We start from the raw sequence: 15,449 nt of genomic DNA, 5'->3' as shown, positions 1-15,449 counted from the left end.
GGAAAATGCGATGAGTATACCGGGTAAAAGGGCCGCTACCGACAATTACTCCTCGCCGCGCGCCACTTCCGCCGGAAAATGACGGTGCCAGGCGTCGAAACCGCCGTCCACGCTGTAGACCTGGTCATATCCCTGTTGCAGGAGATATTGCGCCGCGCCTTTGCTGCTGTTGCCGTGATAGCACATCACCATTACCGGCGTATCAAAATCGGTGTTCTGCATAAAGTTAACCAGCGTGGCGTTGGTCAGGTGGAACGCGCCCGGCGTATGGCCCAGCTCATAACTCTGCGGATCGCGGATATCGACCAGAACCGCGCTGCCCTGGTGAAGTCTCTGGTGCGCTTCTTCCACATTAATACATTCAAATTGATCCATGGTGCTTCTCATCGTTGGTACAGGACAAAGGCTCTTGGCCTTAAGTTTACGTGGGAACCCTATCAGGACGCCATATTGTTATTCATATCACATTGAATTGTTTTTTTACTGTTACCAAAAGCGCGTTTGTTTGCTATTATGAGCGATATCGAACATTTTTGAGCTTTAACGAAAGTGAATGAGGGCAGTATGGAAACCAAAGATCTGATTGTGATAGGTGGGGGCATCAACGGTGCCGGTATCGCGGCAGACGCCGCCGGGCGCGGGCTTTCCGTACTGATGCTGGAAGCGCAGGATCTCGCCTGCGCCACCTCCTCCGCCAGCTCTAAACTTATTCACGGCGGCCTGCGCTACCTGGAGCACTACGAGTTCCGCCTGGTGAGCGAAGCGCTCGCCGAGCGTGAAGTATTGCTGAAAATGGCCCCGCACATCGCTTTCCCGATGCGCTTTCGCCTGCCGCACCGCCCTCACCTGCGCCCGGCGTGGATGATCCGCGTTGGCCTGTTTATGTATGATCATCTGGGCAAGCGCACCAGCCTGCCTGGCTCTACCGGTTTGCGTTTTGGCGCGGATTCGGTCCTCAAGCCTGAGATAACGCGCGGATTCGAATATTCTGACTGCTGGGTGGACGATGCGCGCATGGTGCTGGCGAACGCGCAGATGGTGCAGAAAAAAGGCGGCGAAGTATTAACCCGCACTCGCGCCACTTCCGCGAAGCGTGAAAACGGCGAGTGGATCGTGCAGGGCGAAGATGTTGATACCGGCGAAACCTTTACCTGGCGCGCCCGGGGACTGGTGAACGCCACCGGGCCGTGGGTGAAAAGCTTCTTCGACAACGGCCTGGAGCTGCCTTCCCCTTACGGCATCCGGCTTATCAAAGGCAGCCATATCGTGGTGCCGCGCGTCCATACCCAGAAGCAGGCTTACATCCTGCAAAACGAAGATAAGCGTATCGTCTTCGTTATCCCATGGATGGATGAGTTTTCTATCATCGGCACCACCGACGTGGAGTACAAAGGCGACCCCAAACAGGTGGCCATCGATGAAAGCGAAATCAGCTACCTGCTGAAGGTCTATAACGCGCACTTTAAAAAGCAGCTGGGCCGCGACGACGTGGTCTGGACCTATTCCGGGGTGCGTCCGCTTTGCGACGACGAGTCAGATTCGCCGCAGGCTATCACTCGCGATTACACGCTGGATATCCGCGACGAAAACGGCAAAGCGCCCCTGCTTTCTGTGTTTGGCGGCAAGCTGACTACGTACCGTAAACTTGCCGAGCATGCGCTGGAAAAACTGAAACCCTGGTACCCGACGATGGGCGAAGCCTGGACGAAAAACGGCGTACTGCCGGGCGGCGAGATCAACGGCGATCGCGACGCTTATGCCGCGCAGCTGCGCCGCCGCTACGGGTTTATCAGCGAGTCGCTGGCCCGTCGCTTTGCGCGTACCTACGGCAGCAACAGCGAGCTTATTCTTAATGGTGCAACCGACATCAGCGCGCTGGGCGAGCATTTCGGCCATGAGCTGTATGAAGCCGAACTGCGTTACCTGGTCGAACACGAATGGGTGCGCCGCCTGGACGACGCGCTGTGGCGTCGCACCAAGCTTGGCATGTGGCTGAACGCGGAAGAGCAATCCCGCGTGGCGCAGTGGCTTGAAGCGCATCAATCGAAAGGCCGCGTCGCCCTCTCTCTCGCCTCCTGAGGTTTATCCGAAAAGCGCGTTCGGGCACCCTGCCCGGACGCCGGATTTTCTGCTGTGGTTCATGCTTACCGTAACGGTTAGGTATAAAACATCGTCCCTGCGCTTATACTTTCCCGCTTAAAGAGAGGGAGAAGATTTTGCGGTCGAAGACTATACGCGCGCCGGATACGGTGATGCTGACTTTCCTGCTGCTGATAACGCTCGCGGTGACGGTTATCAGCGGCTGGTCGCTCTGGCAGTCGTGGCAACATAATGTTGAAGAGACGGAGCGTCAGGCGCGAAACCAGTCGATTTCGCTGGCGCGTCAGGCGGAAGATACCTTTTTGCAGGTGCAGTTAACGCTGGATGAAATGTCGCGCCGGGCGGATGACATTTTTGCTAATCCGGCCGCCTGGCGCGGCATACGCGGCCTGCTCGCCCAGCAGCAGCGGCAGCTTCCGCAGTTGCACGGCCTTTTTGTCTACGATACGCAAGGCGACTGGCTCGCCACCTCCAGCAGCTATGTTCCGGCGCAGGCGAATAACGCCGACAGGGATTATTTCACCTGGCATAGCCAGCATAATGACGACAGGCTGCATATCGGTCGGGTTATCCGCAGCCGCTCAACGGGCGATCTGGTGATTCCCGTTTCCGTGCGGCTTAATAATAATGAGGGACGCTTTCGCGGCGTGGCGCTGGCCACTATCCGCGTGGATTATTTCCGTCAGTTTTATGGTTACTACGAAATGGGCCCCACCGACACGCTGGGCCTGACGCTTGCCGACAGCACCGTGCTTTACGTCCGCCCTTTCTCCGACGCGTTTATCAATAAGACGCTGGCCTCCAGCCCGCTTTTCACCCGCATGCTCAAAATCAGCCCGGTAGGCGGCGGCACCTGGCGTTCGGCGCTGGACGGCGTAACGCGCATTTTTGGCTATGCGAGCCTGGCGCGCTATCCGCTGGTCGTCTCCGCAGGCTATGACCGCAGCTCGCTGCGGGCGGTGTGGTGGCGCAATAACCTGCCGGTGCTGGCGCTCAACGGCGTCCTGCTGTGCGCGGTGTTTGTGTTCGGCATTCTGGTGCTGCGCCAAATCCGCGCCAGTCTGCGCTATCAGCGCGAGCTTATCGTGCTGCGTGACGAACTGACCCGCTCCAACCATATTTTGCAGGACCTGGCGCTGGTGGATGGCTTAACCGGCCTTGGCAACCGGCGTCAGTTCGATATCTATCTTGAGCAGTGCGTAGCGCGCTCGACGAAAACCGGCGTGCCGGTTTCGCTCATCCTGTGCGATATCGACTTCTTTAAGGCTTATAACGATACCTTAGGCCATGTGGCGGGCGATCAGTGCCTCGCGGCGGTAGGCGAAATCCTGCGTTATCTGCCGCTGCGCAATACCGACCGGGTTTCCCGCTACGGCGGCGAGGAGTTCGCCATTATTCTGCCTGGCGCCAGCGAATATGCGGCGGAACAGGTTGCGCTGCGTGCAGTGATGGCGGTTCGCAACGCGGCGCTGCCGCATCCGGCGACACAGCTTGCGACAAAATTCCTGACCATAAGCGCGGGCGTGGGCACCGTAGCCGGCGAATCAGCCAGTGTCGCCACGCTGAAGAATATGGCCGACGAGGCGCTTTATCAGGCGAAGCACGCGGGTCGCGACTGTATCGCGACGCAAAGCGGACGCTGCGACCTGCCGCCCTCTCCGCTGGAGGCATAAAAAAAGCCAGAGCGAATGCTCTGGCTTTTTATCTGCGGGCTGCGCTGTCAGCGGTTACAGGCGCACCGGCTTAATATTCCAGATGTTATCGGCATATTCCTGAATGGTCCGGTCAGAGGAGAAGTAACCCATGTTGGCGATATTATGCATCGCCCGCGTGGTCCACTCTTCCTGCTGGTTGTAAAGCTCATCCACTTTATCCTGGCAGTCTACATAGCTGCGGTAATCCGCCAGCACCTGATAGTGGTCGCCAAAGTTAATTAGCGAATCCACCAGGTCGCGGTAGCGGCCCGGGTCGTTAGGGCTGAAGACGCCGGTGCCAATCTGCGTCAGTACCTGGCGCAGCTCTTCATCTTTATCGTAGTAGTCGCGCGGGTTATAGCCCTGCCGACGCAGCGCTTCCACCTCATCGGCGGTGTTACCGAAGATAAAGATATTTTCGGGACCAACATGCTCCAGCATCTCAACATTCGCGCCATCCAGCGTGCCGATGGTCAGCGCGCCGTTAAGGGCGAATTTCATGTTGCTGGTGCCGGACGCCTCCGTCCCGGCAAGCGAGATCTGCTCAGAGAGATCCGCCGCCGGAATGATTAGCTGCGCAAGACTGACGCTGTAGTTAGGGATAAAGACCACCTTCAGCTTGTCTTTCACCTGCGGGTCGTTGTTGATGACCTGCGCCACGTCGTTAATCAGGTGAATGATGTGCTTGGCCATGTAATAGGCCGACGCCGCTTTCCCGGCGAAGATGTTCACGCGCGGCACCCAGTCAGCTTCCGGGTCCGCTTTGATGCGGTTGTAGCGAGTGATAACGTGCAGCACGTTCATCAGCTGACGCTTATATTCGTGGATGCGTTTGATCTGCACGTCAAACAGCGCTTTCGGGTTTACCACCACGTTGAGCTGCTGCGCTATCCAGACGGCGAGCCGGCGCTTGTTGGCAAGCTTGGCGTTGCGCACCTGCTGGTTCACCGACGGATAGTCAATATGCTGCTCAAGCTCGCTTAGCTGGCTGAGATCGGTGCGCCAGGTGCGGCCGATGTTTTTATCCAGCACTTCCGAAAGCGACGGGTTGGCCAGCGCCAGCCAGCGGCGCGGCGTCACGCCGTTGGTGACGTTGGTAAAGCGCATCGGGAAGATTTTCGCGAAGTCGGCGAACAGCGACTGCACCATCAGATTGGAGTGCAGCTCGGATACGCCGTTCACTTTATGGCTCACCACCACCGCAAGCCACGCCATGCGCACGCGGCGACCGCCCGATTCGTCGATGATCGAGACACGACTCAGCAGGCCGGTATCCGTGGGGTACTGCTCCTGAAGGGTTTTCAGGAAGTAGTCGTTAATTTCGAAAATAATCTGCAGATGGCGCGGCAGGATTTTACCCAGCATATCCACCGGCCACGTCTCCAGCGCTTCGCTCATCAGCGTATGGTTGGTGTAAGAGAAAACCTGGCAGGTCGTCTCGAACGCCTCGTCCCAGCCGAACTTATGCTCGTCAATCAGCACCCGCATGAGCTCCGGAATAGAGAGCACCGGGTGCGTGTCATTCAGGTGAATAGCGACTTTCTGCGCCAGGTTGGCGTAGGTTTTATGCAGCTGATAGTGACGGCTCAGGATGTCCTGAATAGTGGCCGACACCAGGAAGTACTCCTGACGCAGGCGCAACTCACGCCCCGAATAGGTCGAATCATCCGGGTAGAGAACGCGCGATACGTTTTCCGAGTGGTTTTTATCTTCCACCGCCGCGAAGTAATCCCCCTGGTTGAATTTACCGAGGTTGATTTCGCTACTCGCCTGGGCGCTCCACAAGCGCAGCGTGTTGGTGGCGTCGGTGTCGTAACCGGGAATAATCTGGTCATAAGCGACGGCGAGAATTTCTTCGGTCTCGACCCAGCGGGTGCGTTTGCCCTCCTGCTGGATACGCCCGCCGAAACGCACTTTGTAGCGCGTATTGTGGCGCTCAAACTCCCATGGGTTGCCATATTCGAGCCAGTAGTCCGGCGACTCTTTTTGCTGGCCGTCGACGATGTTCTGCTTGAACATGCCGTAATCGTAGCGAATGCCGTAGCCGCGACCCGGCAGGCCGAGCGTGGCGAGCGAGTCAAGGAAGCAGGCGGCGAGACGTCCCAGGCCGCCGTTGCCAAGCCCGGGGTCGTTCTCTTCGTCGATCAACTCTTCCAGATCCAGCCCCATCTCCTCCAGCGCGTTTTTCACATCTTCATAAATACCGAGTGAAAGCAGCGAGTTAGACAAGGTGCGGCCAATCAGAAACTCCATCGATAGATAGTAAACCTGGCGCACTTCCTGCGACAGCTGCGCCCGGTAAGAGCGCAGCCAGCGTTCAACCATGCGGTCACGCACCGCGAACAGCGTGGCGTTCAGCCACTCGTGTTTATTGGCGATGGCCGGGTCTTTGCCTATGGTGAACATCAGCTTATAGGCAATGGAATGTTTTAGCGCCTCGACGCTCAGCGTAGGTGACGCATAGCTAAACGGTGCATTCATTTACGTGATTCCTGGATGGTTACAACAAGCGTTGATAGAGATCGCGATAAGACTGCGCGGCGACCTGCCAGCTAAAATCCATGCCCATCGCCTGACGCTGAACAAAACGCCAGAGCGAAGGGCGGGACCACAACACGAAAGCACGCCGAATCGCCCGCAAAAGCGACCAGGCATTACTGTCCTCAAAGACGAATCCACTGGCAATTCCGTCTGCTAAGTTCTCCAGCGAGCTGTCGGAAACGGTATCCGCAAGGCCCCCCGTGCGCCGCACAAGCGGCAGTGTTCCATACTTCAGGCCATAAAGTTGTGTAAGACCGCACGGTTCGAAACGACTCGGCACCAGAATGACGTCCGCGCCGCCCATGATGCGGTGTGAAAACGCTTCGTGATAGCCGATTTGCACGCCCACCTGCCCCGGATGTTCCGCGGCGGCGGCGAGAAAGCCTTCCTGGAGCACCGGGTCGCCCGCGCCGAGCAGCGCCAGCTGACCGCCCTGCTCCAGCAGCCCCGGCAGCGCCTCGAGCACCAGGTCCAGCCCTTTCTGGCTGGTAAGACGGCTCACCACGGCGAACAGCGGCACTTTATCGTTAACCTTCAGGCCCATCGCAATTTGCAACTGGCGTTTGTTTTCCGCCTTCTCCTCCAGCGTATCGCGGGTATAGCGCGAGGCGAGCAGGAGATCGTGCGCCGGGTCCCAGATGTTCTCATCCACGCCGTTGAGAATGCCGGAAAGCCGGCCTTCGCGGTGGCGCTGGCGTAACAGCCCCTCCAGCCCGTAAGCGTACTGCGGCTCAGTAATTTCACGCGCGTAGGTCGGGCTTACCGCTGTGATATGGTCTGCATAGTATAGCCCCGCTTTCAGGAAGGAGATTTGGCCGTTGAACTCCAGCCCCTCCACATCATAGAAAGACCACGGCAGTTGAATGTCATCCATGTGTTGCGCGAAGAACATCCCCTGGTAGGCCAGGTTATGTACAGTGAAGACCGATTTCGCCGGACGACCGCGCAGCTCCAGATAAGCAGGCACCAGCCCCGCATGCCAGTCGTGCGCGTGCACCACGTCAGGATGCCAGTAAGGATCCAGCCCGCAGGCCATTTCGCTGCCCACCCACCCCAGCAGCGCGAAGCGAATCACGTTGTCGGTATAGGCGTAAAGGTTGGTATCGTGATACGGGCTTCCGGGACGATCGTATAAGTGCGGGGCGTCAATAAGGTAAATGCCAACCCCGTTAAAGTGTCCATACAAAAGCGTGATTTCACCCGCGAAGGTCTCCCTGCGCGCCACAATCCGGGCATCGGTAATGCCGCGACGAATATCAGGAAACGCGGGCAACAGCACACGAGTATCCACCCCTCCGGCAATTTGCGCAGCAGGTAATGCGCCGATAACGTCTGCCAGTCCGCCGGTTTTCAGCAGAGGGAATATTTCAGAACATACATGTAAGACCTGCATTATCGCTCCCGTTCAAAGATTCAGCGCGAACAGCGCGCCGAACGTGAAAAACACAACGCGCGGAGCCTTCCGCGCGCGGTTTACCTCCCTGCGCGAATCAACCCGCTAAACGGGCCAGCATTTCGCGCGTCACTAACACAATTCCCTCTTCGGAACGGTAGAAACGGCGAGCGTCTTCCTCAGCGTTTTCACCTATCACCATGCCTTCAGGGATAACACAGGCCCGGTCGATAACACAGCGACGCAGGCGACAGGAGCGGCCTACCCAGACATCGGGCAACAGCACCGCCGAGTCGATGTTACAGAATGAGTTTATGCGCACTCTGGGGAAAAGCACGGATTGCACGACAACGGAGCCGGAAATAATGCAGCCGCCGGAGACGAGCGAGTTGAGCGTCATGCCGTGACTGCCGGAGCGGTCCTGCACAAATTTCGCTGGCGGCAACGATTCCATATGGGTGCGAATCGGCCAGTTGTGGTCGTACATATCCAGTTCCGGCGTGACCGAGGCCAGGTCGAGGTTCGCTTTCCAGTAAGCTTCGAGCGTCCCTACGTCGCGCCAGTACGGCTCGGCGTCCGGGTCAGACTGCACGCAGGAGAGCGGGAACGGATGGGCGAACGCTTCGCCCGAGCGGGTCACTTTCGGAATAATGTCTTTACCGAAATCGTGGCTGGATTTCTCATCCTTGTCGTCTTCTTCCAGCAACTCGTAGAGATAGTCGGCATCAAAGATGTAAATCCCCATGCTGGCGAGCGATTTCGTGTCGTCGCCAGGCATGGTAGGCGGGTTGGCCGGCTTCTCAACGAAGTCGATAACCCTGTCGTTTTCATCCACCGCCATGACGCCGAACGCCGTCGCCTCCGCTTTGGGGACCGGCAAACAGGCTACCGTGCAGCGCGCGCCTTTTTCGACGTGGTCGATAAGCATGCGCGAATAGTCCTGTTTGTAGATATGGTCGCCTGCGAGAATAACGACATATTCCGCTTTATAACGGCGGATGATGTCGAGGTTTTGCGTCACAGCGTCCGCCGTACCGCGATACCAGTTTTCCCCATGGACGCGCTGCTGGGCGGGCAGCAAATCGACGAACTCGTTCATCTCTTCGCTGAAAAACGACCAGCCGCGCTGAATGTGCTGCACCAGCGTATGAGACTGGTACTGGGTAATAACCCCGATACGTCGAATGCCCGAGTTAATGCAGTTGGATAGGGCAAAATCGATGATGCGGAATTTCCCGCCGAAGTGAACGGCAGGTTTGGCGCGAGTCGTAGTGAGGTCTTTCAGTCGTGTGCCACGCCCGCCAGCCAGAATAAGTGCGACAGATTTTAAGGGCAGCTGTCTTGCCAACATCAGAGGATCGTTCTTCTCAAACCTTACCATGACTGACTCCTTATTTATGACTTCTGGAATACGCACACACCGTGCGCGGGCCCATGCCATACAGCCATTACGACCGGATTATCCTCTCCGGCAAATGGGGGGATAGCACGCCATTCCCCTTCGGGTAATACGATGTCGCCGACTTCTGCGGTGGCGTTAATCGTAATTAACCAACGATCGGAAAGCTGGATCTGCATGCGACGAATTCCGCCTTGCCACTCGTCGGTCCTCAGAGGCTGCGCCTCGTTGTTTAGCCAGCGAACATTGCCGTCATCCTCATCCCACCATGCCTGGCAGGTAAGCGCCGGGATACTCTTTCTCAGATGTATCAATGCCGCCGTGAAATTAATTAATCCCTCATCCGCCTGCTCCCAGTCCATCCAGGTCAGTTCGTTATCCTGGCAGTAGGCGTTGTTATTGCCATGCTGGCTATGGCCATGTTCGTCCCCGGCCAGCAGCATCGGCGTGCCACGTGACAGCAAAAGCGAAAGCAGCAGCGCGTGAGTACTCACCCGCCGCCGTTCAATCGTATCCAGATTACCGCCAAGCCCCTCATAACCATGGTTGTTAGTATGGTTATGGTTATGGCCGTCCCGGTTATCTTCGCCGTTGGCTTCGTTGTGCTTATGGTTAAAGCTGACACAGTCGCGCAGCGTGAAACCATCATGCGCCGTAATGAAGTTAACGGAAGCGCAGGCAGGACGATCGTTGCGGCGAAAGAGCGCGCTGGAGCCCGCGAAGCTTTCAGCGAAATCGCCAAGAGTCAGCGCGTCATGCAGCCAGAAGCAGCGCATGGCGTCGCGAAAGCGGTCGTTCCACTCCATGAAAGAGGCCGGAAAGGCGCCTACCTGATAGCCGTTCGGCCCGACATCCCACGCTTCGGCGATAAGCTTGACGCGGGAGAGGTGCGGATCGTTTTTAATCGCTTCCAGCAGCGGCGCGTCGGGGCGAAACTCGGGCGTACGCCCCATCACCGTCGCGAGATCGAAGCGGAAACCGTCGACGTGGCACTCTTCGACCCAGAACTTCAGGCACCCCATCACATAGTCGACCACCCCTGGATTGCTGAGGTTGAGGGTGTTGCCGCAGCCGGTCCAGTTCTCATAATCGCCGTCGCTCCTTAACCAATAATAGCTACGGTTATCGATTCCGCGCAGAGAGAAGGTCGGCCCGTCGAGGTCCGCCTCCGCGCTGTGATTCAATACAATATCGAGAATGACTTCGATACCCGCTTTGTGCAGCGCTTTCACGGCGTCGCGAAACTCATCCAGCGCGCCGAAAGGGTTCTGGTTGACGGCGTAACGCGGCTCAACGCTCCAGAGCGCCAGCGGGTTATAACCCCAGTAGTTCGTCAGGCCGAGCCGATGCAGACGCATTTCGCTGGCGTAGTGCTGAACAGGCAGCAACTCCAGCGCCGTAATGCCCAGCCGTTTAAAGTAGTCGAGCATGACGGGATGCGCGAGCGCCGCATAGGTGCCGCGAATCTCCTCCGGAATATCCGGATGGCGCAGTGTCAGGCCGCGCACATGCGCCTCATAAACGACTGTGCTGCACCAGGGAGTACCCGGCGGCTCATCGTCCTCCCAGTCGTAACGATCCTGCATGACGACCGCTTTCGGCATGACATCAACATTATCGCGAAGATCGGGTTCATCATGGCCGCCGTGCAGGCGCGGTTCGTCGGCGGTACGTCCAACCACTACCCGCGCGCAGGGGTCCAGCAACAGCTTGGCCGGGTTGAAGCGATGCCCGTTGCGCGGATCCCAGGGACCGTGCACGCGATAACCGTAGCGCACGCCGGGCCTGGCCTTCGGCAGATAGCCATGCCAGATGTCGCCGCTGCGTCCAGGCAGCGCATAACGCTGCTCGTTGCCGTCGTCGTCGAAAACACACAGCTCCACCTTTTCCGCGTGAGCGGAAAAGAGGGTGAAATTAATGCCATGACCGTCATAGTGCGCGCCAGGCGGCGCGGGTTGCCCCTCCTGCAACTGCGTCATTCACCCTCCCGTACCAGCCAGATGGTGGCCAGCGGCGGCAGCGTCAGGGAAAGGGAATGATCATGACCATGGCTTGGAATCGCCTCGCTCTCCACCGCCCCGCCATTACCGGCGTTGCTGCCATGATAGTGAATGGAGTCGGTATTGACCTCTTCGCGCCAGCGGCCAGGCTGGTTAATGCCGAAGCGGTAATTGTGACGCACTACCGGCGTAAAGTTGCTGGCAACAATAATTTCATTGCCCTGCCTGTCGCGGCGGACGAAAACAAATACGGAGTTCGCGCGGTCTTCCACTACCAGCCATTCAAAGCCATACGGGTCGTAGTCCAGCTCGTGCAGCGCCTTATGGTGGCGATAAGCGAAGTTCAGGTCGCGCACCAGGCGCTGTACGCCGTGGTGCCAGTTGTCGCCCCCCTCCAGCAGGTGCCAGTCTAGGCTGCTGTCGTGGTTCCATTCACGCCCCTGGGCGAATTCGTTACCCATAAACAGCAGTTTTTTGCCCGGGAAGGCCCACATCCAGGCGTAGTAAGCGCGCAGGTTAGCGAACTTCTGCCAGGCGTCGCCCGGCATGCGATCCAGAATCGATTTTTTGCCATGCACCACTTCATCGTGCGACAGCGGCAACACGAAGTTTTCCGAGTAGTTGTAGACCATGCCGAAAGACATCTGGTCGTGATGGTACTGGCGGTGAATAGGATCGAGCTTCATGTAATTCAGGCTGTCGTGCATCCAGCCCATATTCCACTTGTACCAGAAGCCGAGGCCGCCTGTTGACGGCGGACGGGTCACGCCGCCGAAATCAGTCGACTCTTCCGCCATCGAGACGGCGCCGGAGACTTGTTCGCCAATGATGCGGTTGGTGTTGCGCAGGAATTCAATCGCTTCAAGGTTTTCACGCCCGCCGTGCTCGTTCGGGATCCACTCGCCCGGCGCGCGGCTGTAGTCGCGATAAACCATTGAGGCCACCGCATCCACGCGCAGCGCGTCAATGCCGAAGCGCTCAATCCAGTAAAGGGCGTTGCCCACCAGGAAGTTGCTCACTTCGCGCCGACCATAGTTGTAGATAAGCGTGTTCCAGTCCTGGTGATAGCCTTCACGCGGGTCGCTGTGCTCATACAGCTCAGTGCCGTCGAATTTGGCGAGGGCGAAATCGTCTGAAGGAAAGTGGCCGGGCACCCAGTCGAGGATCACGTTCAGGCCGGCGGCATGCGCGGCGTTAATAAAGTATTTAAAGTCGTCACGCGTGCCGAAGCGGCGGGTCGGGGCATACAGGCCGGTGGGCTGATAGCCCCAGCTGCCGTCAAAGGGGTGCTCGTTAATCGGCAGCAGTTCAATGTGGGTAAAGCCCATGCCTTTAACGTAAGGCACCAGTTGCTCCGCCAGCTCGCGATAGCTCAACCAGAAGTTGCTTTCCGGGTGACGGCGCCATGAACCCAGATGAACCTCATAAATGGAGATGGGCGCGTCAAACTGATTCGCCTTCTGGCGCGCCGGAGTAATCGGCGTCTTTTCCGGCAGACCGCAAATCAGCGAGGCGGTCTCCGGGCGCATTTGCGCTTCAAACGCATACGGGTCCGCTTTAATGCGCAGGTTTCCTTCGGCATCGATTAGCTCGAATTTATAAAGCTGGCCGTTATGGGCGCCGGGAATGAAAAGCTCCCAGATGCCGCTCTCTTTACGCAGACGCATCGGGTGGCGACGGCCGTCCCAGTAGTTAAACTGCCCCACGACCGAAACGCGGCGAGCGTTAGGCGCCCATACTGAAAAGCGCGTGCCGGTGACGCCGTCCATCGTCTCCGCATGCGCGCCCAGCGTTTCATAAGGGCGAAGGTGGGTGCCCTCAGAAAGCAGCCAGACGTCCAGGTCCTGCAGCAGCGGTCCGAAACGGTAAGGGTCATCGATCAGATTCTGTTGCCCGTGCCAGATAACCGCCAGCTGATAGCGGAAAAAATTTTTGCGTCGCGGCAGAACGCCGCTAAAAAAACCTCGGGAATCAAGGCATTCAAGTTTTCCTACCTTGCGTCCGGTTTTTGGTTCAATGACCCACACTTCGGTGGCATCGGGAAGGAGCGCGCGGACTTCCAGTCCAGCTTCGGTTTTATGCATGCCGAGTACGGAAAAGGGATCCGCAAAGTGGCCTGCGATAAGCGCATTAATCACGTCTCTATCTACACGATCAGACATGGCATTCATCCTGTTTTTTTGTGCCGCCCCTCTCCAGCCTTACGCCTTCGCGTCCGGTAGCGGCACTTTTTTATTGACCTGAACGGGCAGAGATAAATGGCCCTTTTCTGCTCCGTTCCACCTTGAGGTTTGGCGCGTTAATTCCGCCTTACCCTAAGCATAGCCAACACGTAATTTTACTCCTGCTAAAAATAGTGATCATCAGCGTTAATCCTTCGCTTACAGACACAAAAAAGGGAGCGATAATCGCTCCCTTAATATCAAGGTTTAAGCCAGCTGACGCAGCATGCGCCGTAGCGGCTCCGCTGCGCCCCACAGGAGCTGGTCGCCCACTGTGAACGCCGAGAGGTATTCCGGGCCCATGTTGAGCTTGCGCAGGCGGCCTACCGGCGTCGTCAGCGTGCCGGTGACGGCGGCCGGCGTCAGTTCGCGCATGGTAATTTCACGGTCGTTCGGCACCACTTTCGCCCATGGATTATGCGCAGCGAGCATCTCTTCAACCGTTGCAATAGAAACATCTTTTTTCAATTTAAGGGTGAAGGCCTGGCTGTGACAGCGCAGCGCGCCGATGCGTACGCAAAGACCGTCTACCGGAATGGTGTGCGCCGTGTTGAGAATTTTGTTTGTCTCCGCCTGGCCTTTCCACTCTTCACGGCTCTGGCCGTTGTCGAGCTGTTTGTCTATCCAGGGGATCAGACCGCCCGCCAGCGGCACGCCGAAGTTATCCACCGGCAGGTCTCCGCTGCGGGTAAGCGCCGTGACTTTGCGCTCGATATCCAGAATGGCGGAAGCCGGGTTGGCCAGTTCATCGGCAACGTAGTTATGCAGCAGGCCCATCTGGGTCAGCAATTCCCGCATGTGGCGCGCGCCGCCGCCGGAAGCCGCCTGATAGGTGGCGACAGAGACCCACTCGATAAGATCGTTGGCAAAGAGGCCGCCCAGCGACATCAGCATCAGGCTGACGGTACAGTTGCCGCCAACAAAGGTTTTCACGCCTTTATTCAGCCCTTCAGTAATGACGTGCTGGTTCACCGGGTCAAGAATAATGATGGCGTCATCTTTCATGCGAAGCGAAGAAGCCGCGTCAATCCAGTACCCCTGCCAGCCGCTTTCACGAAGCTTTGGATAAATTTCGTTGGTATAATCGCCGCCCTGGCAGGTAACGATAATATCGAGCGCCTTCAGCGCTTCCAGGTCATAAGCGTCCTGGAGCGTGCCACCAGCCTTGCCGCCGAACGCGGGCGCGGCCTGCCCAAGCTGGGAGGTGGAGAAGAAGACGGGGCGAATGGCGTCGAAATCGCGCTCCTCAACCATGCGTTGCATGAGGACGGAGCCGACCATACCGCGCCAGCCGATAAAACCAACATTTTTCATAGCGAGTCATTCCTGCAGAGGTGTGTGCGTATTGTGCGCCCGGTGAGCCCACCGGAACATTCCTTCACCTTACAAAATGCAGCTAAAGTCGCAAGTGAAATTAATCAATGATCGCGTGACCATTAGAAAAGTCGCTTATTGAGACGCCTTGCTCAATGGCATACAGGAAAATAGTTCATGAATGAAATCATCTCTGCCGCCGTGTTATTGATCCTGATTATGGATCCCCTGGGCAACCTGCCGATTTTCATGTCGGTGCTGAAACATACCGAGCCTAAACGTCGGCGGGCCATTATGGTCAGGGAGCTGTTTATCGCGCTGCTGCTGATGCTCATCTTTCTCTTTGCGGGCGAAAAAATTCTGGCATTTCTTAATCTGCGGGCGGAAACCGTCTCGATTTCCGGCGGCATTATTCTTTTCTTAATCGCCATTAAAATGATCTTCCCAAGCCACGAGGGCAGCAGCACCGGGCTGCCGGCGGGGGAAGAGCCTTTCATTGTGCCGCTTGCCATTCCGCTGGTGGCGGGGCCGACGCTGCTCGCCACGCTGATGCTGCTTTCGCATCAATATCCAAACCAGATGGGCCACCTGGTTATCGCGCTGCTGCTCGCCTGGGGCGGCACCTTCGTCATTCTGTTGCAGTCCTCGCTTTTCTTAAGGCTGCTTGGCGAAAAAGGGGTGAACGCGCTGGAGCGGTTAATGGGGTTAGTGCTGGTAATGCTCGCCACCCAGATGTTCCTGGACGGCATCAGGGCGTGGATGAAGGGGTAAGAAAAAGGGCTTCCG

Annotated in this window: 10 protein-coding genes; 3 read left to right on the top strand and 7 right to left on the bottom strand. The window is 57.6% G+C overall.

The window, feature by feature from the left end; genetic code table 11:
- Positions 1-45: 45 nt before the first annotated feature.
- Complete coding sequence (gene glpE / locus MT962_RS15680) at positions 46-375, bottom strand: thiosulfate sulfurtransferase GlpE (RefSeq protein WP_024557026.1); 330 nt, start codon at positions 373-375, stop codon at positions 46-48.
- A 189-nt stretch (positions 376-564) separates the two neighbouring features.
- Between glpE and glpD the strand changes: the two genes are divergently transcribed.
- On the top strand, positions 565-2,079 hold the full coding sequence (glpD, locus tag MT962_RS15675) for a glycerol-3-phosphate dehydrogenase (RefSeq protein WP_024557027.1): 1,515 nt from the start codon (positions 565-567) through the stop codon (positions 2,077-2,079).
- 137 nt (positions 2,080-2,216) lie between these two features.
- A complete protein-coding gene (locus MT962_RS15670; protein ID WP_024557028.1) occupies positions 2,217-3,773 on the top strand; it encodes a sensor domain-containing diguanylate cyclase in 1,557 nt (518 codons plus the stop codon).
- 54 nt (positions 3,774-3,827) lie between these two features.
- Here MT962_RS15670 and glgP read toward each other — a convergent pair whose 3' ends face one another.
- The 6 genes from glgP to asd all read right to left on the bottom strand — a co-directional run bounded on the left by glgP (position 3,828) and on the right by asd (position 14,663).
- The gene (glgP, locus tag MT962_RS15665; RefSeq protein ID WP_024557029.1) at positions 3,828-6,275 is read right to left on the bottom strand and encodes a glycogen phosphorylase; all 2,448 of its coding nucleotides are present in this window, start codon (positions 6,273-6,275) and stop codon (positions 3,828-3,830) included.
- A 19-nt stretch (positions 6,276-6,294) separates the two neighbouring features.
- Positions 6,295-7,728 (bottom strand): glycogen synthase GlgA, encoded by a 1,434-nt coding sequence (glgA, locus tag MT962_RS15660; protein WP_024557030.1) that lies wholly within the window; start codon positions 7,726-7,728, stop codon positions 6,295-6,297.
- Between the two features lie 97 nt (positions 7,729-7,825).
- A complete protein-coding gene (gene glgC, locus MT962_RS15655) occupies positions 7,826-9,109 on the bottom strand; it encodes a glucose-1-phosphate adenylyltransferase (protein ID WP_024557031.1) in 1,284 nt (427 codons plus the stop codon).
- A gap of 14 nt (positions 9,110-9,123) precedes the next feature.
- Positions 9,124-11,106, bottom strand: coding sequence for a glycogen debranching protein GlgX (glgX, locus tag MT962_RS15650; protein ID WP_024559780.1), 1,983 nt, complete (start codon positions 11,104-11,106; stop codon positions 9,124-9,126).
- Positions 11,103-13,289 (bottom strand): 1,4-alpha-glucan branching enzyme, encoded by a 2,187-nt coding sequence (glgB, locus tag MT962_RS15645; protein WP_024557033.1) that lies wholly within the window; start codon positions 13,287-13,289, stop codon positions 11,103-11,105. Before glgB ends, glgX begins: the two co-directional genes overlap by 4 nt.
- Positions 13,290-13,556: 267 nt before the next feature.
- Positions 13,557-14,663 (bottom strand): aspartate-semialdehyde dehydrogenase, encoded by a 1,107-nt coding sequence (gene asd / locus MT962_RS15640; RefSeq protein WP_024559782.1) that lies wholly within the window; start codon positions 14,661-14,663, stop codon positions 13,557-13,559.
- 177 nt (positions 14,664-14,840) lie between these two features.
- Here asd and MT962_RS15635 point away from each other — a divergent pair, with 177 nt between their 5' ends.
- A complete protein-coding gene (locus tag MT962_RS15635) occupies positions 14,841-15,434 on the top strand; it encodes a YhgN family NAAT transporter (RefSeq protein ID WP_024557035.1) in 594 nt (197 codons plus the stop codon).
- Positions 15,435-15,449: the final 15 nt, after the last annotated feature.

Source organism: Franconibacter sp. IITDAS19, from assembly GCF_023079515.1.
Classification (GTDB): Bacteria; Pseudomonadota; Gammaproteobacteria; order Enterobacterales; family Enterobacteriaceae; genus Franconibacter; species Franconibacter pulveris.
This window is presented reverse-complemented; position numbering and strand designations above follow the sequence as displayed.